Source organism: Mesorhizobium sp. M1295, assembly GCF_040318135.1.
GTDB lineage: Bacteria > Pseudomonadota > Alphaproteobacteria > Rhizobiales > Rhizobiaceae > Mesorhizobium.
This window is the reverse complement of record NZ_JAMYLU010000002.1, coordinates 421,560-444,553: the sequence shown is the minus strand read 5'-3', so window position 1 is coordinate 444,553 and position 22,994 is coordinate 421,560. Positions and strand designations below refer to the sequence as shown.

Below are 22,994 nucleotides of genomic sequence, written 5' to 3'. Positions count from 1 at the left end.
AGGCGGCGATCGGCGCGGCCCGCGTCACGCCGGCCGTTCGTAGGTTCCGACCAACTCCGTCTCCTCCAATGCGTGTTTCTGGGCTTGCTTCCAGACCTGATGCACGCCCGCCTGTCCTGGTACGCTGAGGCTCGGCACATCGAGCGCGGCCAGTAGGAAGTGGTAATGGTGGACGCCGTGCCCTGCAGGCGGCTGCGGACCATCGTAATAGGCATTGCCGAAATCGTTGGTGCCTTGCCTGAGTGCCGACGGGCCGGGCTTGCCGTCTTCGGCCTCGGCGAGTCCGCCGGCATCCGGCGGGATATTGAAGACCGCCCAGTGCGCGAAAACCCCGCTTGGTGCATCGGGATCCTGCACGACAAGAACAAGGCTCTTGGTACCATCCGGAACACCGGACCACTTCAGCGGCGGCGAGACGTTCTGGCCGTCACGCGCATATTTTTCGGGAATTGTTCCGCCTGCCGGGAACGCCGGGCTGATAAGGGTAAGTGGCATTGCTATTTCCCCAAGGAGGTTGCGACCGAGAAACCCGCGCCGGCGCCGTTCACGCCGCTTGTTGAGCTTCGGCGACGCGTCTGATCTCTCCTGGCAGGGATTCCCAGACCTTGTGCATCTGTCCTTCTCCGACGTGATGGGCGAGCACCTTGGACACGACCCTGAAGGCATCCTTGGAATCGACCGGACGGGTGAATTCCAGCTCCGCCTTGATCTTGGCCAGAAACTCGTCGAGCGCCCGCACCTTCTCGGGAGCTTTGGAAGGCTGATATTGGTCATAGAAGGCGCCGCGCACCAGAATCGGCAGCTGCGAGCCGAGGTGGGCTGCAAGGTCCGGGTGCATACGGTCGCGCAGCGCGTGCAGCACCGCGCCGAGAACGTGCCAGTCGACCTGCCGATCCGGTCCAATCTCGTCCATGATCTCGTCGAGCCAGGTGTTGGTGGTCTGCAGCGTCTTGTCGAATACGTCGAGTCCGGTGGCGTTCATCGAAATCCTCCTTCCGTTCAAATCCGACTACGCCCGATGTGACCAAACAGCCGTACCTGCCCGTTGTTCCCCGATGGGCATCTGACGCGCATTCATTGTCGGAGGTCCCGTCATGAAGGAATTTGGGCCGGCTTTTTGCCGCTGTTTTTTCGACCGCCTTTCTTGGCCGGCGCGCTCGGAACATCCTCCTGGGCGGACGAGTTTTATTTGCCGTCGCCGATCACATGGCGACGAGTGATGCAGACACGAAAAACAGGAGAAGAACCATGGCACATCACGATTTGGCGCCCAGGACGCCATCGCGCAGCCTCTACCCATCCGCGCGAGACCCGCTCACGTCATTTCACCGGCAGATTGATCGCCTGTTCGACGACTTCTTTGCGCCAATGGCCGAAGCGACTACGGCCGGCGGTCTTTGGCCGAGCGTCGACGTATACGAAACAGACCAAGCCTATAAGGTCACCGCCGAATTGCCGGGGCTCGAGCAGAAGGATGTTGAGCTCGAGCTGCGCGACAACACCCTCTCCATTACGGGCGAGAAGCGTTCGGAGCACAAGGAAGGCGACGGTGGCCGCACTTACAGCGAACGCAGTTATGGCCGATTTCAGCGGACCATCCCCCGAGAAACGGAGATCGATGCCGATAAGGTGCAGGCCACTTTCAGGAACGGCGTTTTGGCTGTCGAGCTTCCGAACAATCCCGCTGCAAAGGACAAAACACGCTGCATAGAAGTGAAAGCGCGATAGTTGCCAAACTGAAGGTTGCCTGATCAGGCGGCGTTCAGCCCCTGTGGAAGGAGAGCGGCGAGCACGGCGGCAACCGCTCAGGGCGAGCGTCTAGCGCCGGGGATCGTCCGTCGCCTCGGAAACGCCTTCGAGAGCGATCTTGGCGGCTTCCTCATCGGTCCGCCCGAGGTCGGCCAAGGCAATGACGCCGACGAGGCGCTTGTCGTGGTTGATCACCGGAAGACGACGCACCTGATGCTTGGCCATGATCTTCGCCGCATCGGTGATATCGGCATCGTCGAAGCACCAATAGACATGCTCGGACATGACCTCGCGAACGGTCGTGTTGCCGGCTGAGCGCTCCTCGGCGACGCCGCGCATCACGATGTCGCGGTCGGTCACCATGCCGACCAGCCTGTCATTCTCGCCGACCGGAAGGGCACCGAGATTGTCGGCCCGCATTTTCCGGGCGGCATCCCTGATTGTCGTGTTCGGGCCGACCAGTTCGGTCCGACGGCTCATGATCTCCTGAACTTGCATGGGATATTTCCTCTCTCTGATTGCTGAGGCAACAAGTTGCCAAAGGCGCTGTTGCCGCGCATCGCGAGATTGCCAGCTGGCCGGACGAGGCTGCGATCGCTATCCTCTCGATCCCGCGCCAATGCACGTACCGGCACCTCGCGATCGAAACTATTCTTGGAACGTCCAGGCAGCGAGCGAGTTCCAAAACGGTAACCGGCGTCGCCGCCATCCCACGGGATGTCGCCGCAGGCTGGTGAAAAACATCCACCGGAAAAACAGATGCACGCGGATTGAAGATCATGGCTATCATCTTTTCAGATCGCCGCGAGGCCGGGCGGCGACTCGCCGGAGAGCTCGTTCGCTTTGCCGGGCGCGACGACGTAACCGTGTTGGCGCTGCCCAGAGGCGGCGTGCCGGTCGGCTACGAGGTCGCGCAGGCGCTCAAGGCACCGCTCGACGTCTTCGTCGTGCGCAAGCTCGGCGTCCCCGGTCACGAGGAGCTGGCCATGGGAGCGATCGCGCCCTTCGGCGTACGCGTCCTCAACGACGAAATCGTCAGCAGTCTCGCGATCCCGCCACATGTCATCGACGCAGTCGCCGCAACGGAGGAAAAAGAGCTTCTGCGCCGCGAGCACCTCTATAGGGACGGGCGGCCCCCACCGCAGTTGAACGGACGAACCATTATCCTCGTGGATGACGGGCTTGCGACCGGATCGACCATGCGGGCCGGGATCAAGGCGCTGCGAAAAAACCACGCCGCCCATATCGTCGCGGCCGTTCCCGTCGGTAGCCCCGACACTTGCGACGCGATGCGGGCGGACGCAGACGAGGTCGTTTGCGCGACGACACCAGAGCCGCTGCTCGGTGTCGGGCGGTGGTACGTGGATTTCTCACAGACGAGCGATGAAGAGGTCCGCGCGCTCCTCGCCAGGTCCGTGCCCAAGCCTTCCGCTTCCGACAAACCTGCCGCTTCCGAAGAGGAATTGGCTGGGCACGCGAGTGCGGGTCCGGCGCCTGGCACCAGATCGACATAGCGGAGGTGGATATGGACCGGGATAGCGAGCACGTCGTGCATGTTCCCGCGGGGCCTATCACGCACGAGGGCAATCTTTCGTTACCCCGGATGCCCGCGGCCTTGTGCTCTTCGCCCATGGCAGCGCTGGACGAAGTCGCGGATCTCGCGAGCCGATGGTTCTTGCGCCATCTGATTTCGGACAGATCGGCGTCCACGTCCTGACAGCTGGAGGTTGGATCACCAGTCCCGGGATCATTTGCGTCCTCAACGCGTTAAGGTCCTCGTAAAACCGCGCGCAGCTGCAACCCAAATGGCTGTCGCAACCCCTAGTTGGGAGAAAGACAATGCCGGACAAGAAAACCATCGAGAAGGCCCGAAAGGACAAGCGCGAGGGCAAATCGCCGAGCACGCAGGCCGGCGAGTTCGTGCACGAGGAGATCGATAAAATCCGCCGCGGCGAGCACGGCGCGCGCTCGACCCAGCAGGCTATCGCCATCGGGCTTTCCGAGGCGAGACGCGCAGGCGTAGACCTGCCCCCGCCCAAAAAGGGCAAGGTGAAGGAGAGCACGCGCAAAAGCGCCGAATACGCCTATGAGGCCGGCCAGGGCGAACGCACGCCGAAACGCCGCCCGCGGGTCTCGAAAGCCGTCTCCAAGGTGCTCGAGCACGAGCCGAAGAGCACAGCGTCGCACGAGGCGCTGGCGCAGCAGGCAAAGCGTGCGGCCTCGCGCCGGACGGCTGAGGAGCGTTCCGCAGCCGCAAAGAAAGCCGCCGAGACGAAAGGCGCCAGCGGAAGGAAGGCGGCGGCGCAAAAGGCCGCCAGAACGCGGGCACACCACGCATAGTTCAAAGATGGCAGTTCGGCTCTAGGAAACCCGATATGGCCCAAACGACCGGTATCGAGCTCCGCTCCTGCAGCGTGGGACGGTGCCGCTGCCCAAGGCGAATCAGTGACTGCATCTGCGGGACAACATCGACGTCTTCGCTCGAAATGTTCCCTTACGCGTAACACCGACCCAGAGGTACTCGGCGGCAAGGCCCCGGAGGTACTCGGCGGCAAAGCCGACGGGAGACCGGGAGGAAAGCGCAGCCTGTTTCTTGAGCAGATGCCTATTGCCCACAACGCGGAGAACTCTGATCATGTCCTCAGTAGCCAGCACGACAATGCCACGAACCACCCCTCAGGCGAGACATATCGCTTTGCTCGGCGCGCCCTCTAATCTTGGGCTGATGCCGCAGGAGGGTGAGCCGGAGCCCGGCGCATGGAAGGCGCCGGAGGTACTTCAATCGCTTGGTCTCGCCAACCGTTTGGGCGCCGGTCCGTTGCGCACGGTTCGGGCTCCGCCCTATCGGCCTGAGGTGGACCCTGCGACGGGCGTGCGCAATGCCCAGGCGCTGCGCCAGTATTCCGAGACGCTTGCCGAAGCCGTCGGCGAGGAGCTGAACTCGGGAGGGTTCCTGCTCATACTCGGCGGCGATTGCAGCGTGTTGCTTGGCCCCGCGCTAGCGCTACGGCGTCGTGGCCGCTACGGCCTTATCTTCTTCGATGGGCACACGGATTTCAAATTGCCGGATACCTCGCCCTCAAAGGGAGCCGCGGGCATGGATTTGGCCTTCGTGACCGGCCATGGACCGAAGCTCCTGACCGATTTCGGCGAGCACACTCCTTTGGTCCGTGAGGCCGATGTAGTCGCGTTTGGCTATCGCGATGTGCAGGACCCCGCGACTTACACGTCCAAGGCCGTCTTCGACACCGATGTTCACCGGATGGATTTGGCTGAAGTGCGGCGGCGCGGCGTCGCCGATGCTGCACGCGTAGCGCTTGACGCGGTCGCAGGGCAGGACGTCGAGGGTGTATTCGTTCACTTCGATGTCGACGTGCTGGACAGCGAGATCATGTCGGCTGTCGATACGCCGGAAGCCGGCGGTGTCTTGCCCGACGAAGCCGTCGAAGCTCTTCGCACATGGTGCAATGATTCACGCGTGATTGGGATGGAGGTGACGATCTATGATCCCGACCGCGATCCAGATCGTCGCTGCGGCAAGCTGCTGATCGACATTCTGACTGCTGCACTTCGCGACCGGTAGGCCAATGGCAGTCGTCCTGCACTTGTGCACGAATGCAATCCGCCGGAGCGAATGGCAGTCGGTCTGACGGATCGCCGCGCGCATCCATTCCGTGATGCCACCTCATCGGGAACCGTTCTCAACGAACATGGTTCCGAGTGTGCGACTGAAAGCATTTGGCCCCTTTCATCTCGCTACCGCCAAGGAGATTCGCCATGACCGGCAAAACCCGTCCCACCGTCCTGATCACAGGCAGCAGCGGGTTTCTGGGCCAGGCCATCGCTCGCGGCCTGACGGAGCGCCACGACATCATCGGCCTTGATGTTGCCAGGCGGTCCTTGCCCGGCGTCGAGACGATCGAGATCGACCTTACCTCGGATACGAGCGCGGCGAAGGCGCTGGCCGAGGTGCGCGAACGGAGTGGCGGCCGCATTGCCTCGGTGATCCATCTCGCGGCCTATTACGACACGACCGGCGAGGATAATCCGAAATACGGCGCGGTGACCGTCGAGGGAACGCGTCGGCTGCTGAACGCGCTGAGGGGGCTCGAAACGGAGCAGTTCGTGTTTTCGAGCACGTTGCTGGTGCATGCGCCGAGCCCGGTGAAGGGCGCCAAGATCAACGAGCGATCGCCGATCGATCCGGCCTGGGCCTATCCGAGATCGAAGGCCGAGACCGAGACACTGATCCTGAAGGAGCACGGCGACATCAAGGTTGCGATCCTGCGACTGGCGGGTGTCTATGACGAGGATTGCCACGCCGCCTTCATCGCCCAGCAGATCGCCCGCATTTTCGAGCGCATGCCGACCGCCTATCTTTTCACCGGCGACATCACCACCGGACAGCCTTACCTGCACCTGGACGACCTCGTCGACGCCGTAGTGCGCACCGTCGACCGGCGCAGCGAGCTTCCCGACGAGACCGTACTGCTGATCGGCGAAGAGCAGACGCCGTCCTACGACGAGATGCAGAAGCAGATTGGGCGGCTCCTGCATGGCGAGATCTGGCGGACCTGTCCCTGCCCAAGGAGGTGACGAAGCTCGGCGCCTGGATGCAGGAGAAGGTTTTCGACCAGGAGACCGACATCAAGCCATGGATGATCGAGAACGCCGACGATCACTACGAGATCGACATCTCCCGCGCCAGGCGGCTGCTTGGCTGGAAGCCGCGGCACAGCCTGACCGCTACCTTGCCGGAAATGATCCGGCGGCTGAAGGCGGATCCCACCGACTGGTACAAGAAGAACAAGCTTGAACCGTCGGCGGTCGCCGCTTCCGCGCCCGAGCTCGACCAGGCCGCCGCAAGGCTGCGGCGTCCGCTCGAGCGCTCGGACGACGAGGTCGAGGTGGAAACCGAACGCCACCGGGCCGCAACGCTCTGGGCGCCACTGACCAATGTTGCCATCGGACTGTGGCTCGTGGCGGCGCCCTTCACGCTCGGCCTGTTCGATCCCGCTTCAGCACCGATTCCGCCGGCGCTCGGACATGAGATCGCCTCGCCGGAGACGCGCGACGGAAGGCTCGGCATCAGTGAGATCGTATCCGGCCTCGCCATCCTGTCGCTGGCGCTTGTAGGCATGCGCCGGCGCTGGCGCGGACTGCAATGGATCACCGCCTCGATCGGGGTTTGGGTGATGTTCGCGCCGCTCCTGTTCTGGACCACCAGCGCCGGAGCCTACGCGACCGACACGCTGGCCGGCATGCTGATCGTCGCGTTCGCGGTGATGGTCCCGCCAACGCCGGGTATCAGCCGGCGTGCCCTTGCCGCCGATGACGACCGGCCGCTCGGCTGGAGCTATTCGCCCTCGCTCTTCACCCAGCGCATTCCCATAATCGGCCTCGCCTTTGTCGGCCTGTTCGTCTCGCGTTATCTCGCTGCCTATCAGCTTGGCCATATCGATGGCCTTTGGGAACCGTTCTTTGGCCCGGGCGAAACGCCGGCCGGCAATGGCAGCGAGGCGGTAGTCACCTCCTGGGTCTCCAAGGGCTTTCCGATCGCCGATGCCGGGCTGGGCGCCTTTGCCTATGCGCTGGACATCCTCGCCGGCGCGATCGGCGACCGCCGCCGCTGGCGCACGATACCGTGGATGGTGCTTTTGTTCGGCTTGCTGGTCGTCCCGCTCGGCGTGGTCAGCGTCAGCTTCATCATCATCCAGCCGCCGCTCATCGGAGCGCTGTGCACGCTCTGCATCGTCCAGGCTGCCGTCACCGTCGTGCTCATCCCCTATTCGGTCGACGAGGTGCTGGCGAGCTGCCAGTATCTTTGGCGTGCGAAACAGGCGGGAGAGCCGTTCTGGCGCACATTCTGGTGCGGAGGCCCGGCACTTTCGGAGGACCAGACGCCGGCGCCGGATCTCGACCGGCCGCTGTCGGAAGTGGCGCGGGACTTCGTCACCGGCGGTGTGAACTTCCCATGGACCCTAGTCGCCAGCACCCTCGCCGGCGCCCTGCTGATGATCACGCCGCTCGCCTTCGGCACAAGCCCGCCGCTCTACTTCAGCGACCATGTCACCGGCTGCCTGGTCATAATGGTCGCCGTTACTGCGATGGCCGAAGTGGCGCGCGCCGTCCGCTTTCTGAACATCGCGCTTGGAGCCTGGATCGCCCTCTCTCCCTTTATCCTCGCCGGCGGTGCGGCGGCGAGCCTAGCCAATCTGGCGATCGGAGCGCTGCTGGTCGGGCTCAGCCTGCCGCGCGGCACGCGCAGCGCCGCGCATTATGGCGGCTGGGACCGAGCCATCGTCTAAGGGATGTTCAGCAGCGCTGGACGATCCGCCAGGTGACTGCAAAGATTGATCCGCATCAGTCTGTCGAACATGTTGAGCGGGAAGTCGGCGAAAGACGCAAAGGCCGCAGCACCCTTCCAACTTGAATTTTCCGCGTATCTGGGTTTCATAAGTCGGCAAATAACTTAGGGAGGAATGTCAACATGATAAAAAGGGCAATTCTTGGCGCCGGCATCCTCGCCGCCGCGTCGGCATCGGGGTCCGCCGAAAGCCTGACCATGTATTGCGGCGTCGATGAGGTCTGGTGCCAGCAGACGGCACGGGCGTTCGAGGAGAAGACCGGCATCACCGTCAATATGACCCGCAAGAGCGCTGGCGAAATCTATGCGCAATTGCGCGCTGAGGCCGCCAACCCAAAGGGAGACATCTGGTGGGGCGGCACCGGCGACCCGCATCTGCAGGCAGCCGAGGAGGGCCTGACCGAGGAATATGAATCGCCGCTGCTCGACCAGTTGCAGCCATGGGCGATCAAGCAGGCGGAAACATCCGGCCACCGCACTGTCGGCATCTATTCGGGTGCGCTGGGCTTCGGCTACAACAAGGATCTGCTGGCCAAGAGCAATCTTCCCGAACCGAAATGCTGGGCCGATCTGATCAAGCCCGAATACAAGGGGCACATCCAGGTCGCCAACCCCAATTCCTCGGGGACCGCATACAATATGCTGGCGACCATCGTTCAGCTGTTTGGCGAGGACAAGGGTTTCGAATACATGAAAGCCCTGCACAAGAACGTTAACCAGTACACCAAGTCGGGCTCGGCGCCGATCAAGGCCGCCGGTCTCGGCGAGACCACCATCGGCATCGTCTTCATCCACGACGCCGTGTCGCAGGTCGTCGCAGGTTTCCCGATCGTTCCGGTCACTCCCTGCGAGGGAACCGGCTACGAGATCGGCTCGGAATCGATCATCAAGGGGGCGCGGAACCTGGAGGCTGCGAAAAAATTCTATGACTGGGCGCTCGAGGCCGACGTCCAGTCCATGGCGCAAAAGGCGGGGTCGTTCCAGGTTCCGTCGAACAAGGCGGCAAAAACCTCCGACAAGGCGCCCGACCTCTCCACCATCAAGCTGATCGACTATGACTTCAAGAAGTATGGCTCGAGCGAAGAGCGCAAGCGGCTGCTGAAAAAATGGGACGAGGAGGTCGCATCGCTGCCGCAATAGCAGATGCGCTTCCGCGAAACCCGCTGGCCCATTGAACCGGTCGCCCTCCTTTGGATGGCGGTCGGATGGCTGGGGTTTGCCGTGCTGCCTTGGTACGGCATCGAGGACGGGTTCTTCGGCTTTTCCTGGCTGTTCGACGGTTACCCGTCCGAAAGCGAGTTCGCGCCGGCCCTGATTCTGGCCCTCAAGGGCGAGAAACTGTGGCTGGCGCCGCTCGGCTTGCTGCTGGCGGTGCCGCTGCTTCTGTGGGGGCGCACCAAATCCGATCCGTTCTTCAGCCGACTGCTGATCATTGTCGGCGCCGCCGGATTTGGCTGGCTGTTGTTCCAGGGCTTCGCCATCGGGCTGCGCGGCTGGCAGTTCGGCTGGCTCACCAGCCTGTTCGGCGAACTTGGCGACCGCCAATTCGGCCTGGGCTACGGCGCCTTGCTGGTCAGCGGTGCCTTTCTGTTCCTTTTCACCCTGGGTGTTGCCGCGCGCGGCGCCATCTCTGGTGACGTCTTCGTCGTCGGCTCGATCGGCTTTGTCGTCGCCATGGTTGCCATTTTCATCTTCATGCCGATCCTGATGATGCTGGCCAATGCCATGCAGACCGACGATGGCGGCTACTCGCCTGTCGCGTTCCTGGCCAAACTGTTCAGTTCGCGGCTGTGGAGCCTGGCTTGTCTTGCCGACGGCAGCCGCTGCGGCGTGGCCTGGAATTCGCTGCTGCTGGCCGTGCTCGTCGGCCTGCTGACCATGTTTCTGGGGCTGGTGTTCGCGCTGGTCGTGACCCGTACCGGTTTCCGCTTTAGCAAGCTGCTGCGCGCGCTGACCGTGTTGCCGATCATCACGCCGGCTTTTGTCATCGGTCTCGCCATCATCCTGTTGTTCGGACTGTCGGGCGCGGTGACGCAGAGCGTCGCCGGCGTCTTCGGCATTCAGCCGACACGGTGGGTATATGGACTTCCCGGCCTGCTCATCGCCCAGGTCCTCGCCTTCACGCCGATTGCTTTCCTGGTGCTGATCGGCGTCGTCGAAGGCGTCAGCCCGTCCATGGAAGAGGCCTCGCAGACGCTCCGAGCCAGCCGCTGGCAGACCTTTTGGACCGTATCCCTGCCGCTGATCCGGCCGGGCCTGGCCAACGCCTTTCTGCTCGGCTTCATCGAGAGCATGGCCGATTTCGGCAATCCGCTGGTGCTGAGCGGCAATTACGACGTGCTGTCGACGGAAATCTTCTTCGCCATCGTCGGCGCGCAGAACGATGCGGCACTTGCCGCGATCCTGGCGCTGGTGCTGCTGGCCTTCACGCTCGGCGCGTTTTATGCCCAGCGCTTCTGGATCGGCAGGCGCCCTTACACCACCGTCACCGGCAAGGGCGACGCCGGCGTCCATCCGCGCCTGCCGGGCGGGCTGACATACGCGCTCTATGTCATCGCCGGACTGTGGACGGCCTTCACGGTGCTGGTCTACGCGGTGATCTTCTACGGCAGCTTCGTCAAGCTCTGGGGGGTCGACCAGAGCCTCACATTGGAGCACTACAGGAAGGCGTTTTCCGTCGGCTGGAATGAGTTCGGCATCCACTGGTCGGGCTCGGCATGGAGCTCCTTCTGGACGACCATGGAGATCGCGCTGATATCGGCGCCGCTGACGGCCGGAATAGGGCTTCTGACCGCCTACCTTCTGGTCCGCCAGAATTTCCGCGGCAAGAATGCCTTCGAATTCGCGACCATGCTCTCGTTCGCGATTCCGGGAACCGTAATCGGCGTCAGCTACATCATTGCCTTCAACGTGCCGCCGATCGAACTGACCGGGACCGGCATCATCCTCGTATTGTCGTTCATCTTCCGCAACATGCCGGTGGGCGTGCGCGCCGGCGTCGCCTCGATGTCGCAGATCGACCGCAGCCTGGATGAATCCTCGCTGACGCTTGGCGCCAACTCGTGGCAGACCTTCAGACGCGTCATCCTGCCTTTGCTGAGATCGGCAATGCTGGCGGCGCTCGTCTATTCCTTCGTGCGCGCCATGACCGCGATCAGCGCCGTCATTTTCCTGGTCAGCGCGCGCTACGATCTTTCGACCAGCTACATCGTGGGACGCGTCGAGAACAATGAATACGGCATCGCCATCGCCTATTCGACGGTGCTTATCGTCGTCACGTTGATGGTGATCGGCCTGATGCAGCTGGTTGTCGGCAGCCGCAATATCGGCCGGCGCGGCATCCAGCCGGGCGACGGCTGGAGCGTGCGCACCAATGTCAGCCTGCCCGGAACGGCAGGCGGCCCGACGACGATAGCAGGAGCTGGGTGATGGCCGAAATTCGCGGCAACGCCGCCTCGGTGACCTTCGACCATGTCACCAAGACATATCCGGGCGCCAGCACGGCGGCGGTCGACGACATCTCGCTTGCGATCGAAGCCGGCAAGCTGGTGACGCTTCTCGGGCCCTCCGGCTGCGGCAAGACGACGACGTTGCGCATGATCGCCGGACTCGAAATGCCTTCCAGCGGCCGCATTCTGATCGGCGGCAAAGACGTCACGCGCCTGCCCGCTACCGACCGCGACGTGTCCATGGTTTTCCAATCCTATGCGCTGTTCCCGCATATGACGGTGATGGAGAACGTCTCCTATGGCTTGCGCTTCTCCGGCCATGACAAGAAGGAGGCTGCGTCGCGTGCCCGTGCCGGGCTGGAAATGGTCGGCCTGACCGGTTTCGAGGCGCGCCTGCCCAGCGAATTGTCTGGCGGCCAGCAGCAGCGCGTGGCGGTGGCGCGGGCGCTGGTGCTCGAACCGCAAGTGCTGCTGTTCGACGAGCCGCTCTCAAATCTCGACGCCAAGCTACGTCGACACGTGCGCGAGGAAATCAGGGAAATCCAGACCAAGCTCGGGCTGACGGTGGTCTATGTCACGCATGACCAGGAAGAGGCGCTGGCGGTTTCGGACCGTATCATCGTCATGAACAAAGCCGTGATCGCACAGGACGGTACGCCGCGCGAACTCTATGACGCGCCGGCCAACGCTTTCGTCGCCGATTTCATCGGCGAAGCCAATATCCTGGATTGCGAGGTGGTTTCGGTAGAAGGCGATGAAGCCACCGTCCGGCTGGGTTCGCTGGCCTTGAAACTGCCGGCGCGTGGCCACCGGGCCGGCCCGGCGAAGCTGGCGGTCCGGCCGAGCCGGATCGGGATCGGGGCTGCCGGCACGCCGCGGACGATCGCCGGCAGTCTCGAAAAGGTCACCTATGTCGGTAGCCATCTCGAACTGATCATCGGCACACCGCACGGCCAGGTGTTTGCAATATCGCCCAATATCGATGCGCCATTTCAGGCAGGCGACAGCGTCGGGATCGGCTTTCCGGAGCGCGGACCGGTTCTGATCAAAGCTTGAAGGATTGCACGCAGAGTTGGCGGATCTGGGCGAACACGCCGCTGCCGCCGCAAATCACCAGCGCGCCTCCTTCCAGCACCGTCTTTGGGTCGGGCTTGACGATCGTGCCGCCGGCTTCTTCCACCAGGAGCATGCCTGCCAGGCAGTCCCACGCGTTCATATGCTCTTCGACATAGCCGAGCAGCCTGCCAGCGGCCACATAGGCGAGCATCAGCGCACCGGATGCGTTACGGAAAAACACGCCGCCTTTGGAAAACAGCAAGCCGATGAGCGTGGCGACGTTTTGCATATCGGCGCGGTTGGAAAACCCGGTGCCCAACGAACCGTCGGTCAGGCTGGTGGCCGCGCTTGCCCTGATCGGCTTGCCGTCGAGAAAGGCGCCGCCGCCCTTACGGCAATGAAAAGTCTCGCCCGTGGAGGGTTCGTGGATGACGCCCACGACAGTGTCGCCGTCCTTGGCGCAAGCGATGACCACACACCAGGCCGGAATGCCCCGCACGAAGTTCGCGGTGCCGTCGATCGGATCTATCACCCAGACATGCCCGCTCGATCCGGTGACCGAGGCATGCTCCTCGCCGACAATTCCATCGGTCGGGTAGGCGGCTTTCATTGCCGCGCGGATGAACAGCTCGACCTCGCGGTCGGCCTGCGAAACCATATCCTGATGACCTTTGCTCTCGATGGCGAGGCTGTCGAGATCGCGAAAATATTTCAGGCCGAGCGCGCCAGCGCGCCGCGCGAGATCGATGGCGAACTGTTCGCGCGCTGCTGTGTCGGGTGTCATGGGGTCCTTGGGATGGCGAATGTGATCTGAGGAAAATACCCCAGCCGGAGAAGCTTAGCGGTCAAGGTAAGAGTGTGCAAATGACGGCTCTGCCTTTTGCAGGGCGGCTCGAGGTCGACCGATCTCCCACGCACTGACAGCGATAACCGCGGTCATACCGAGCCGGTCATGCCGCCGTCGACATAGATGATCTGGCCCGTCATGAAGCTCGATGCATTGGATGCCAGGAAGATCGCGGCGCCGCCCAGTTCGTCGACTTCGCCCCATCTGGCCAGCGGTGTGCGCCCGACCAGCCAGCGCGAGAATTCGGCGTCTTGCACCAGCGCCTCGTTCAGTTCTGTCCGGAAGTAGCCTGGGCCGATACCATTGACTCTGATGCCGTGTGGGCCAAGCTCGGTGGCAAGCCCCTTGGTCAGCATTTTCATCGCACCCTTCGATGCCGTGTATGGCACGATCGAGGAACGCCCCAGTTCGCTTTGCACCGAACATATGTTGATTATGGACCCGGTCTTGCGGGCCATCATCGAGCGGACCACCGGCCGGGTGACATAGAATGCACTGTAAAGGTTTGTCCGCATCAATCTGTCGAACATGTCGAGCGGGAAATCGGCGAATGGCGCGCGGTGCTGCATGCCGGCATTGTTGACGAGAATATCGATCGGGCCGCGCTCTGCTTCCAGCCTGCCGATTTCACGCTCGACGTCTTCAGCCACGGTCACGTCGAAGGTGGAGCCGATCGCCTGGATACCGGATTCGGCCAACGATCCGAGTGCCTTTTGAACGTGGTCTTCGTCCCGCCCATTGATGATCACCGTCGCGCCGGCGCTCGCCAGCGCCTTCGCCATGGCAAAGCCGATTCCGCGGCTCGATCCGGAGATGAAAGCGGTTTTGCCGGCGAGGCCGAACAGGTCCGATAGGTCGGTCAATGTTTGTTTCCCAGAGATGCGGCCAGATGCAGGCGATCGAGGCCCTGCCGTACATCGTAAGCGCGAACGACCGCTGTCAGCAATGGCGAGATTGCCGGCGATAAACGCTTATCCCCGCCAGACGCCTTCCCGGCGCAGATCGTCCATCGTGCGCGAAATGCCTTCGCGCAGGATCGACACCATGTCGTCGATCTGCTCGCGCGTGATGATCAATGGCGGCGACATCACGCACATGTTAATCAGCGGCCGGACCAACAGGCCGAGCTCGTGGCAATGCGCGTCGATGCGTTTGCCGACATCCTTGTCGAGCTGCAGTGGATCCTTGCTGTCGCGGTCGGCGACGCATTCGACGCAGCCCATCAGCCCCATGCCGCGCACCTCACCGACCACCGGCAATTCCTCCAGCGTCTTCAGTTGCGCCTGGAAGTAGGGCGCGACCTCGCGCGTATGGGCCAGCACGCTTTCGTCCAGAATATCGAGGTTCTTCAGCGCCACCGCGCAGCCGACCGGATGGCTGGTGTAGGTCAGGCCATGGCCGAACATGGCGTCCGGATGGTTCGAGCGGCGCAGCTCCTCCAGCAGCCGTTCCGAAAGGATGACGCCGCCGAGCGGGAAATAGCCTGAGGTCACCCCTTTCGCAAAGGTGATCATGTCGGGCTCGATGCCGAACACCTCGCCGGAGGCAAAGACATGGCCAAGCCGGCCGAAGGCGGTCACCACCTCGTCGGAAATATAGAGGATGTCGTTGTCGCGGCAGATCGTCCGGATGCGCTGGAGATAGCCCTCCGGCGGCACGATGACGCCGCCCGACGCCTGCACCGGCTCGCCGACGAAAGCACCGATCCTGTCGGCGCCGACACGGGCGACCATATCGCGGAATTCAGCGACCAGCGCATCGGTGAAAGCGGCAACGCTCATGCCCTTCGGACGGCGGAACGGATCGGGTGAGGACAATTTGACGACCAGCTCGTCTGCGCCATCCATCCAGTCACGGTCGCGCGGACGCCCGTTAAGCGAGGCCGACAGATAGGTCGAGCCGTGATACGCGCCGCCCCGGCTCAGGATCAGCTTCTTTTCCGGGCGGCCGCGCACATTGTTGTAAAATTGCATAAAGCGCAGCGCCGTCTCGACCGCCGAGGAGCCGCCCGTGGTGAAGAAAACATGGCTGAGATCGCCCGGCGCGTGGCCGGCGATTCGCATGGCCAGTTCCGCCGACGGCGCATTCATCGTGTACCACGGCGTGTTGTAGGACAGCGCCATCGCCTGGTCGTACATTACCTTGGCGAGCTCTTCGCGACGGTGGCCGACATTGATGCACCACATGCCCGCCGGTCCGTCGATCAGCCGCTTGCCGGTGGCATCGGTGATGTAGATGCCCTCGCCCGCGCCGATCAGGGCGCGTGCCTCCGCGCCGACCGAGCCGGCGAACGGCCAGGGCTGGACAAGATGGCGCTTGGCCAGTTCGACGGCATCCTGAGCGCCGGCTCCAGCCATTTCGGTCGAAGTGATGTCTCTTGCCGCCGCCATCTTCGCCTCGCATTGTATGCCGCAATTTCACCGGACACGAAGCTGGTTCACGCTCCAGGAAAGCTCGGCTTTCTTCGTTCATTTTGAATGGCCGTTCAATCAATATTGCAGAAATAGCGCTTGATTTCAATCCGCCGATGCGCGCATGATGAAAGAAAGCCGGCAAGCTCGGAGCACGATTGCGCCCTGGGCATAAAGTGGGAACAGATAGCCGGTTTCAGCAATGGGATGCCGCATGGCAGGACAGTCCGCGCCAGCAACCGAAATCACGCCGGAGACCCTGCCCGAGGGCCTGCAATGATGGTGGCCGCGGAAGGGTCGCCCGCTTTCGGCATGACGCGGGCGAGGCGAAACGCCCTTCTGCAATCAGAACCCGTTCAGGGTCTTGCCCTGATCAGCCCGACCTTCGTCTATGCGCTGATACTTCTGGTGCTGCCGATCCTGGCGGTCATCGCGCACTCCTTCTGGACGCAGAATTACCTCACTGTCGACCATACCTTCACGCTTGAAAACTACCGCCTTGCGCTGACCGAGCCGATCTATCGCGACCTGCTGTGGCGCTCGCTCTACATCTCGCTGACGGTGAGCTTCTTCACGGTCGTGCTCGCCTATCCGATCGCCTATTTCATCTCGTTCCACGGCGGCCGCCACAAGGGCCTGTGGCTGTTCCTGATCACCATCCCGTTCTGGACCAGCTATCTGCTGCGGGTAATGTCGTGGAAGGTCATCCTCGGCTATAATGGCGTGCTCAATTCCGGCCTGATGGGCCTTGGCATCATCGACGAGCCGTCGACCGCGCTGCTTTACAATTCGACTGCCGTCATCATCACGCTGACCCACGCCTGGGCAGCCTTCGCCATCCTGCCGATCTTCGTCTCGCTGGAAAAAATCGACCGCACGCTGGTCGAGGCGGCCACGGACCTCGGCGATGGCCCTGTCCGTTCCTTCCTGCGCGTGACGCTGCCGCTTTCGGCGCCCGGTATCATTTCGGCAGCGCTGATCGTCATGATCCCGACGGTCGGCGATTACGTCACGCCGAAGCTTGTCGGCGGCAAGGACGGCGTCATGATCGCCAATGCCATCCAGGCGCAATTCGGCAAGGCCTCCAATTGGCCGCTGGGTGCTGCACTCTCCGTCACCACGATGCTGGTTGTGACGCTGATCGCAGGCGCCACGGTTCTGATCATCCGTGCCGCCCAGCGGCTGGCACGATGAGGCTGGCGCGATGAGGCCGGCGCGATGACGGCGATGCGCCGCTTGCTGCCGGGCCGATTGCTGCCGGCCTATGCGTTCCTCTACGTCGTGTTTCTCTATCTGCCGGTTATCTTCCTGCCGATCTTCTCCATCAACACCGCCGCGACGCCGAAATTCCCGCTCTCCGGCTTCACCTTGAAATGGTACCACGACCTGCCGCGCACGCCGGCGCTGCTCGACGCCACCTGGAACAGCCTGGTCGTCGGGGTATCGGCCTCCATCCTGTCGACCGTTCTTGGCATCCTCGCCGCGCGCTCGATCACCCGCTACCGCTATCCCGGCCGCCGCGCCATCAACGGCCTGATCATGGCGCCGCTGGTACTGCCCGAAATCATCGTTGCCATCTCCTTGCTACTGGTGATCCTGCAACTCGGTTTGAGCCTGTCGCTGTTCACCGTCGTGCTTGGCCACGTCCTGGTCTGCGTTCCCTATTCGATGACGGTGCTGACCGCCGGCTTCGAGGGCTTCGACCGCAGCCTGGAGGAAGCCTCCGCCGATCTCGGCGAGAGCGCCTTCGGCACGTTTCGGCGGGTGACGCTGCCGATGGTGGCGCCGGCGATCATTTCAAGCCTGCTCGTCTGCTTCACCATTTCGCTCGATGAGTTCCTCATCGCCTTCTTCCTGACCGGCACCGAGGCTACACTGCCGATCTATATCTGGGGCCAGTTGCGTTTCGCCGCGAAACTGCCCGGCGTGCTGGCGCTGGGCACGCTGTTGCTGGTTGCCTCGTTTCTTTTGATGACCATCGCCGAAATCCTGCGCCGCCGCGCGGCCAGACGCACCCAGAACGAGGGAGGCCTCCATGCCTGAGCGGCCCCAAATCGAGCGCTCTATGATCGAGATCCGCAACGTCACGCGCAGCTATGGTTCGTTCAAGGCGCTGGACGACGCCTCGCTGACCATCAGGGAGGGCGAATTCTTTTCGCTGCTTGGCCCGTCCGGCTGCGGCAAGACCACGCTGTTGCGTATGATTGCCGGTTTCGACAACCCGACCAGCGGCTCGATCTCCGTCGATGGCCAACCGATGGAAGGCATCCCCGCCAACGGCCGGCCGACCAACATGGTGTTCCAGAACTACGCCATCTTCCCGCACCTCAATGTCGAGCAGAACGTCGCCTATGGCTTGAAGCGGCTGAAGCTGGCCGGCACGGAGGAAAGGCGCCGCGTCGAGGAAGCCCTCGCCCAGGTGTCGCTGACCGGCCTCGGCAAGCGGCTCGCCACCGAGCTTTCCGGCGGCCAGCGCCAGCGCGTGGCGCTGGCTCGCGCGCTGGTGATGCGCCCAAAAGTGCTTTTGCTCGACGAGCCGCTGTCGGCGCTGGACAAGAAGCTGCGCGAGCAGATGCAGGTCGAACTGCGCCGCCTGCAGCAGGCGGTCGGCATCACCTTTGTCCTGGTAACCCACGACCAATATGAGGCACTGGCGATGTCGGATCGCATCGCAGTGATGTTCGGCGGCATGATTGCGCAGGTCGCATCGCCGAAGGAGATCTACCAGCGGCCGGTCAATCGCCAGGTGGCCGACTTCCTCGGCGGCATGAATTTCGTCAAAGCGGAGATCGTCGAGGAGAACGGCGCCTCGCTGGTGCTCGACACGCTGGGCTTCGGCCGCGTCAAGACCGACAAGCCGAAAGCTTTTGTGCGCAATGGCACCGCCGCGACGCTTGGCATCCGGCCCGAGCGCCTGCGCGTTCTGTGGGACGATGCGACGGCAAAATTCGAGGTCGCCGGCAAGGTGGTCGAGCGCCATTATTTTGGCGAGATCACCCATTTGATCGTCGAGATACCAGGGCTGGAAAAGCCGTTGTCGGTGACCGAGACCAACGACTTCGGCGCCGACGACATTCCGGTCGGCACCACGATCCGCCTCGCCTACGACCCAGAGGCCTTGGTGGCGATGGCAGATTGACGCTATCTCACCTCCAATTCGGCGGACAGATAGTCACTTAATCGATTGTCGCCTGCCTTCTTTGAATCCTCCAGCAGCATTTTAAGATCATCAATGTCGACCAATCCATGGTTCTGCAAATAGACGACTGTAAGCTCCGGGTCGAACCCGCACTTGAGATTACCCAATTGGCTAAGCACGTGATAATGCGCACGGTCGCCGGACTTCCAAACAGCAAATGAGTTGATCGGCCAGCCGCCCTGAAGGTCAGCTTTAAGTGAGCTTGCCGAGTATTCGCAGACCTTCTTTAAGGTATTGTCGAGTTCACCAATCTCGATTGGGTGGGGCGCCGAATATAGCCAGCCGCAAATCCTGTAACTGCCATGACCGCACCGGTGAGTACGATCTTCGAGACCGTTTTCATACCGCTCAGATCTCCTCGATCAACCGCCGCGCCATTTTTCGCCCGGCGACGATTGCACCCTCGACATAGCCTGGGAATGACGGCGACAGCTCCGACGAGGCGAAATGGACCGGCGGCGCGCCGGCGCGGATGATGCGTTCGGCATTGGTTGCCGTCGCATCGACGATAAGGTCGCTGTAGCCGCCACCGCTCCAGCGATCGTCCGTCCAGTCACGGTAGCTGAGATCGGAGAAGCCGGCCGCCTCGGCGCCGAGCGCTTGCTCCAGTTTTGACGTCACCTTAGCGCGCAGTTCCGCCTCGCCCAGTTCGCGCCAGCGCCGGGCCAGCGGCCCGCCGATGAAGACGACAAGTGCTGGATGACCGTCGTCATTGCCGGCGTCGCAGGCAAAAAGCCCGTGCGGATCGCGCCACATCACCATGCCGCTCAAGCCCCTGTCGCGCCAGAAGGCCGTGGGATAACGCGCCAGCATCTTGATTACCGCGCCGCTTTGCCAGACGCCGAGCGCTGCTTCCAGCGCAGCCGGCAGCAGCGGTACGAAATCCAGTCTCGACGCCATCATCGGCGGGACTGCGACCAGCACCGCTCGCGCCTCGATTGAGCCTGCGGCCGAGACGACGCGAACCCCTTCCGCTCGACGCTCGATGGTCTTGACCGGCGTGTTCAGCCGCAGGCGACCACCGAGGTCGCGGGCCAGGTCGTCTGCCAGCGAATGCATGGTTTCGCGCACGAAATACTGCAGTTCCGACACCTCGTTGGTGATGCGGCGGTCGTTGTCGATCAGGTACCACAGCGGCAGCCTTTCCATTGCCAGGCACCAAAGGCCCTCGATCAGCGAATGAAAGACCGCCTTGGCTTCATCGGGATCATTCTGGCGATCGAGCCATGCCGCGACGGTCAAACCGGCAATGGCCGGATCGTCCGGTGCAATCGCGTTCATCCGCTCGCGTATTCGCATGGCGGTGCCATAAGTGCGCTCGGCTTGCGCCTCGCTCATCCGCGGTTGGGTGATGAATTCGCCGGCGAAATGCGTCCCGACCAGCGTCTTGCCGCGTGCCCGCACCAGCGCCATCAGTTCGGGCATGTCCTCGCACAGGAACTGGCCGCCGCTGTCGATGCGCTCGCCGAGCCCGTTCGGCATGGCTTCGACGCGTCCGCCGACGCGGTCGCGGGCTTCGAGCAGCACGAAATCGACGCCAGCGTTGTTCAGCTCATGCGCCGCCGACAGGCCGGTGAAGCCGGCGCCGACGACGACCACCTCGGCTCGTTCGATCTCGGACGTCAATAGCCGGCCTTGATCTTCTCGAATTCGGCGATCATCCGCTGCTTGAGCTCCGGCGCCACCGGCTGCTGGAACAGCGTCTTGTCGAGGAACTTGTCGAGATCGTCGAAGCCGCGCTCGGCCAGGATCTTGGGATCGATCGCCGCCATGGCAGCGGCGTTGCCATGGCCATAGCCGAACGTCTTGACCAGATAGTCGGATACAGCAGGCGCATTGACAGCGTTCAGGAAATCATAGGCCTGGTCGAGATCACCCGGTGCGTCCTTCATCAGCACATAGCCGCACACCCATGTCGACAGGCCTTCCTTGGTATCGCGGTTCATGGCGATCGGCACGCCTTGGCCCTTGAGGGTGACGAAAGTCTCGTTCCAGCCCCAGGCGAGATCGACCTCGTTGCCGGAGAAGGCCTGATTGATATCGGTGTCGTCGGTCCAGTAGAAGCGGATGTTCTTGTGCACGTCACGCAGAAATGCCGAGGCGTCCTTGAACTGCGCGTCGGTCATCTTGTTCCAGTCCTTGAGGCCGATGACCAGGCTGGCCAGCGCGTAGGCGTCGTCGACATTGTCGCCAATGGTAACGCGCCCCTTGAACTTCGGATCGGCAAAGATCCTGAGCGACTGCGCCTGATCCGGCGTCACATTGTCGGTGCGGTAAAGCAGGGCCGTATTGCCCCAGTCGAAAGGCATGAACCAGGCCTTGCCGTCAGCGGTGGTGGCGAGATCCTTCATCGCCATGATGCCGGGATTGAGATCCTTCCAGCCGGCGATACGGCTGGTGTCGAGCGGCTGCAGCATGCCGGCCTCGCGCCATTTCACCACGCTTTGCGAGCAGGGATGCGCAATGTCCGCCTTGAAGCCGGCCCGCATTTTCTGAAAGGCCTCTTCCTCGTCGCCGAAGAAGGCGAAGGTCGGCTCGGCGCCTTGTTCGGCGGTGTAGGCCGGATGCAGCAGCGGGTCCTCATAGCCCGACCAGTCGAACACGACGAGGTCGCCGCCGCCTGCCGCAAGTGCCGCGACTGTGCCTGCGCCGATTGCGCAGGCCGCGGCGATGGCCAGGCGGCGAAGCACGGAATTCATGGCGCAAAGCTCCTCATCGCGGGAAACACCGCGGCGACGTTAGGAGAATTCGGGAGCTTTGGCGAGCCCGTCCGCCCGCTATGTCCGTGGGCAGACGGGCCAAGCGAGGAGAGCTCAATAGCCGGCTTTGATCTTCTCGAACTCGGCGATCATCTTGAGCTTGAGATCGGATGGAACCGGCGACTGGAACAGCGTCTTGTCGACGAACTTCTGCACGTCGTCATAGCCTTTCTCCTTTAGCACCACCTGGTCGACGCCGGCCATGCCATTGGCATTGGCCTGGCCGTAGCCCCAGTCCTTGACCAGGACCTTGGCGACTTCCGGATCGTTGACGGCGTTGAGATAATCATAGGCCTTGTCGGCATTGCCGGGCGCATCCTTGAACAGCACATAGCCGCAGACCCAGGTCGAAATGCCCTCGTCGGTGTCCTTCTTGGCCTTGATCGGCACGCCGGCGGCGACAGACTGCACCGTCGCGTCGTTCCAGGCCCATGCGAGATCGACCTCGCCGCCGCTCAACAGCTGCACGATATCGGTTGAGTCGGTCCAGTAGGAGCGGACGTTTTTGTGCACCTGGCGCAGGAAGCCTGATGCCTGTTTGAACTGGTCATCCGTCATCTTGGTCCAGTCCTTCAGGCCGATGGCGAGACTGGCCAGCGCGTAGGCGTCGTCGACATTGTCACCGACGGAAACCCGGCCCTTGAACTTCGGATCGGCGAAGGCCTTCAACGACTGCACGTCCTTCGCATCGATCTTGTCGGAATTGTAGGTCAGCTGCGTGTTGCCCCAGTCCCAAGGCATGAACCAGGCCTTGCCGTCGGCGGTGGTGGCGAGATCCTTCATCGCCATTATGCCGGGATTGAGGTCTTTCCAGCCTGATATCTTCGAGGTGTCGAGCGGCTGCAGCAGGCCGGCCTCGCGCCATTTCACCACGCTTTGCGAGCAGGGATGGCCAAGATCGGCCTTGAAACCGGAGCGGACCTTTTCGAACGCCTCGTCCTCGTCGCCGAAGAAAGTGAAAGTCGGCGAATCGCCGTTCTTTTCGACATATTTCGGATGGAAGCCGGGCTCCTCGTAGCCAGACCAGTCGAACACGACGAGATCCCTGTCCGCAGCCAGCGCCGCCGCCGAAGCGGCGAGCGCTCCGGCCAATGCCAATGTCAGCGTCAATGTCAGCGTCGGGCGTCGCGTCATTGTCTTCATTGCTGTTCCATCCT

The 22,994-nt window shown here is 62.7% G+C and carries 19 protein-coding genes and 1 pseudogene; 11 read left to right on the top strand and 9 right to left on the bottom strand.

Annotated elements, in window-relative coordinates; all coding sequences use genetic code 11:
- Nucleotides 1–24: 24 nt before the first annotated feature.
- Nucleotides 25–495, bottom strand: a complete 471-nt coding sequence (locus NKH29_RS05270; protein ID WP_023720888.1) for a YbhB/YbcL family Raf kinase inhibitor-like protein — start codon at nucleotides 493–495, stop codon at nucleotides 25–27.
- Between the two features lie 49 nt (nucleotides 496–544).
- A complete protein-coding gene (locus NKH29_RS05265) occupies nucleotides 545–982 on the bottom strand; it encodes a DUF2267 domain-containing protein (protein ID WP_352999153.1) in 438 nt (145 codons plus the stop codon).
- A gap of 266 nt (nucleotides 983–1,248) precedes the next feature.
- Here NKH29_RS05265 and NKH29_RS05260 point away from each other — a divergent pair, with 266 nt between their 5' ends.
- A complete protein-coding gene (locus NKH29_RS05260) occupies nucleotides 1,249–1,728 on the top strand; it encodes an Hsp20/alpha crystallin family protein (protein WP_352999151.1) in 480 nt (159 codons plus the stop codon).
- Nucleotides 1,729–1,818: 90 nt separating this feature from the next.
- Here the strand turns inward: NKH29_RS05260 and NKH29_RS05255 are convergent, their stop codons facing one another.
- Nucleotides 1,819–2,247, bottom strand: coding sequence for a CBS domain-containing protein (locus NKH29_RS05255; protein WP_023677862.1), 429 nt, complete (start codon nucleotides 2,245–2,247; stop codon nucleotides 1,819–1,821).
- 281 nt (nucleotides 2,248–2,528) lie between these two features.
- Between NKH29_RS05255 and NKH29_RS05250 the strand changes: the two genes are divergently transcribed.
- From NKH29_RS05250 to NKH29_RS05220, 7 genes and pseudogenes are all read left to right on the top strand, one after another.
- Nucleotides 2,529–3,263, top strand: a complete 735-nt coding sequence (locus NKH29_RS05250) for a phosphoribosyltransferase (RefSeq protein ID WP_352999150.1) — start codon at nucleotides 2,529–2,531, stop codon at nucleotides 3,261–3,263.
- 325 nt (nucleotides 3,264–3,588) lie between these two features.
- Nucleotides 3,589–4,089 (top strand): DUF6496 domain-containing protein, encoded by a 501-nt coding sequence (locus NKH29_RS05245; RefSeq protein WP_023678569.1) that lies wholly within the window; start codon nucleotides 3,589–3,591, stop codon nucleotides 4,087–4,089.
- 355 nt (nucleotides 4,090–4,444) lie between these two features.
- Nucleotides 4,445–5,332: an arginase family protein gene (locus NKH29_RS05240; protein WP_352855472.1), complete on the top strand. Its 888-nt coding sequence runs from the start codon at nucleotides 4,445–4,447 to the stop codon at nucleotides 5,330–5,332.
- Nucleotides 5,333–5,526: 194 nt separating this feature from the next.
- A pseudogene (locus NKH29_RS05235) lies at nucleotides 5,527–8,057 on the top strand (NAD-dependent epimerase/dehydratase family protein).
- Between the two features lie 182 nt (nucleotides 8,058–8,239).
- Entirely contained in the window at nucleotides 8,240–9,256 is a 1,017-nt protein-coding gene (locus NKH29_RS05230; RefSeq protein ID WP_352788850.1) for an ABC transporter substrate-binding protein, read from the top strand.
- Between the two features lie 54 nt (nucleotides 9,257–9,310).
- Entirely contained in the window at nucleotides 9,311–11,545 is a 2,235-nt protein-coding gene (locus NKH29_RS05225; RefSeq protein ID WP_352480833.1) for an ABC transporter permease, read from the top strand.
- On the top strand, nucleotides 11,545–12,621 hold the full coding sequence (locus NKH29_RS05220; RefSeq protein WP_352480834.1) for an ABC transporter ATP-binding protein: 1,077 nt from the start codon (nucleotides 11,545–11,547) through the stop codon (nucleotides 12,619–12,621). The genes NKH29_RS05225 and NKH29_RS05220 overlap by 1 nt, the downstream gene beginning before the upstream one ends.
- On the opposite strand, the gene NKH29_RS05215 is transcribed toward NKH29_RS05220, so the two are convergent.
- The 3 genes from NKH29_RS05215 to NKH29_RS05205 all read right to left on the bottom strand — a co-directional run bounded on the left by NKH29_RS05215 (nucleotide 12,611) and on the right by NKH29_RS05205 (nucleotide 15,858).
- Complete coding sequence (locus tag NKH29_RS05215; protein ID WP_352480835.1) at nucleotides 12,611–13,405, bottom strand: inositol monophosphatase family protein; 795 nt, start codon at nucleotides 13,403–13,405, stop codon at nucleotides 12,611–12,613. The genes NKH29_RS05220 and NKH29_RS05215 overlap by 11 nt on opposite strands.
- 152 nt (nucleotides 13,406–13,557) lie before the next feature.
- Nucleotides 13,558–14,331 carry a glucose 1-dehydrogenase gene (locus NKH29_RS05210; protein WP_352494204.1) on the bottom strand — a complete coding sequence of 258 codons (774 nt, stop codon included), beginning with the start codon at nucleotides 14,329–14,331 and terminating at the stop codon, nucleotides 13,558–13,560.
- 108 nt (nucleotides 14,332–14,439) lie between these two features.
- Complete coding sequence (locus tag NKH29_RS05205; protein ID WP_352480837.1) at nucleotides 14,440–15,858, bottom strand: aminotransferase; 1,419 nt, start codon at nucleotides 15,856–15,858, stop codon at nucleotides 14,440–14,442.
- A gap of 297 nt (nucleotides 15,859–16,155) precedes the next feature.
- Here NKH29_RS05205 and NKH29_RS05200 point away from each other — a divergent pair, with 297 nt between their 5' ends.
- From NKH29_RS05200 to NKH29_RS05190, 3 genes are read left to right on the top strand one after another with little or no spacing between them, the layout of a single operon-like run.
- The gene (locus NKH29_RS05200) at nucleotides 16,156–17,073 is read left to right on the top strand and encodes an ABC transporter permease (RefSeq protein WP_352480838.1); all 918 of its coding nucleotides are present in this window, start codon (nucleotides 16,156–16,158) and stop codon (nucleotides 17,071–17,073) included.
- Between the two features lie 24 nt (nucleotides 17,074–17,097).
- Entirely contained in the window at nucleotides 17,098–17,922 is an 825-nt protein-coding gene (locus NKH29_RS05195) for an ABC transporter permease (RefSeq protein ID WP_023720898.1), read from the top strand.
- 22 nt (nucleotides 17,923–17,944) lie between these two features.
- Nucleotides 17,945–19,018, top strand: a complete 1,074-nt coding sequence (locus NKH29_RS05190; RefSeq protein WP_352481109.1) for an ABC transporter ATP-binding protein — start codon at nucleotides 17,945–17,947, stop codon at nucleotides 19,016–19,018.
- Nucleotides 19,019–19,426: 408 nt separating this feature from the next.
- Here the strand turns inward: NKH29_RS05190 and NKH29_RS05185 are convergent, their stop codons facing one another.
- From NKH29_RS05185 to NKH29_RS05175, 3 genes are all read right to left on the bottom strand, one after another.
- Nucleotides 19,427–20,704, bottom strand: coding sequence for a flavin monoamine oxidase family protein (locus NKH29_RS05185; RefSeq protein WP_352480840.1), 1,278 nt, complete (start codon nucleotides 20,702–20,704; stop codon nucleotides 19,427–19,429).
- Entirely contained in the window at nucleotides 20,701–21,777 is a 1,077-nt protein-coding gene (locus tag NKH29_RS05180) for an extracellular solute-binding protein (protein ID WP_352480841.1), read from the bottom strand. Before NKH29_RS05180 ends, NKH29_RS05185 begins: the two co-directional genes overlap by 4 nt.
- A gap of 114 nt (nucleotides 21,778–21,891) precedes the next feature.
- Nucleotides 21,892–22,980: an ABC transporter substrate-binding protein gene (locus NKH29_RS05175; RefSeq protein WP_352480842.1), complete on the bottom strand. Its 1,089-nt coding sequence runs from the start codon at nucleotides 22,978–22,980 to the stop codon at nucleotides 21,892–21,894.
- Between the last annotated feature and the right edge of the window lie 14 nt (nucleotides 22,981–22,994).

What these genes read in the sequence shown, in the direction of transcription:
- NKH29_RS05270 (WP_023720888.1), bottom strand. Translation starts at nt 495, where the DNA reads ATGCCACTTACCCTTATCAGCCCGGCGTTCCCGGCAGGCGGAACAATT.
- NKH29_RS05265 (WP_352999153.1), bottom strand. Translation starts at nt 982, where the DNA reads ATGAACGCCACCGGACTCGACGTATTCGACAAGACGCTGCAGACCACC.
- NKH29_RS05260 (WP_352999151.1), top strand. Translation starts at nt 1,249, where the DNA reads ATGGCACATCACGATTTGGCGCCCAGGACGCCATCGCGCAGCCTCTAC.
- NKH29_RS05255 (WP_023677862.1), bottom strand. Translation starts at nt 2,247, where the DNA reads ATGCAAGTTCAGGAGATCATGAGCCGTCGGACCGAACTGGTCGGCCCG.
- NKH29_RS05250 (WP_352999150.1), top strand. Translation starts at nt 2,529, where the DNA reads ATGGCTATCATCTTTTCAGATCGCCGCGAGGCCGGGCGGCGACTCGCC.
- NKH29_RS05245 (WP_023678569.1), top strand. Translation starts at nt 3,589, where the DNA reads ATGCCGGACAAGAAAACCATCGAGAAGGCCCGAAAGGACAAGCGCGAG.
- NKH29_RS05230 (WP_352788850.1), top strand. Translation starts at nt 8,240, where the DNA reads ATGATAAAAAGGGCAATTCTTGGCGCCGGCATCCTCGCCGCCGCGTCG.
- NKH29_RS05225 (WP_352480833.1), top strand. Translation starts at nt 9,311, where the DNA reads ATGGCGGTCGGATGGCTGGGGTTTGCCGTGCTGCCTTGGTACGGCATC.
- NKH29_RS05220 (WP_352480834.1), top strand. Translation starts at nt 11,545, where the DNA reads ATGGCCGAAATTCGCGGCAACGCCGCCTCGGTGACCTTCGACCATGTC.
- NKH29_RS05215 (WP_352480835.1), bottom strand. Translation starts at nt 13,405, where the DNA reads ATGACACCCGACACAGCAGCGCGCGAACAGTTCGCCATCGATCTCGCG.
- NKH29_RS05205 (WP_352480837.1), bottom strand. Translation starts at nt 15,858, where the DNA reads ATGGCGGCGGCAAGAGACATCACTTCGACCGAAATGGCTGGAGCCGGC.
- NKH29_RS05200 (WP_352480838.1), top strand. Translation starts at nt 16,156, where the DNA reads ATGATGGTGGCCGCGGAAGGGTCGCCCGCTTTCGGCATGACGCGGGCG.
- NKH29_RS05195 (WP_023720898.1), top strand. Translation starts at nt 17,098, where the DNA reads ATGACGGCGATGCGCCGCTTGCTGCCGGGCCGATTGCTGCCGGCCTAT.
- NKH29_RS05190 (WP_352481109.1), top strand. Translation starts at nt 17,945, where the DNA reads ATGATCGAGATCCGCAACGTCACGCGCAGCTATGGTTCGTTCAAGGCG.
- NKH29_RS05180 (WP_352480841.1), bottom strand. Translation starts at nt 21,777, where the DNA reads ATGAATTCCGTGCTTCGCCGCCTGGCCATCGCCGCGGCCTGCGCAATC.
- NKH29_RS05175 (WP_352480842.1), bottom strand. Translation starts at nt 22,980, where the DNA reads ATGAAGACAATGACGCGACGCCCGACGCTGACATTGACGCTGACATTG.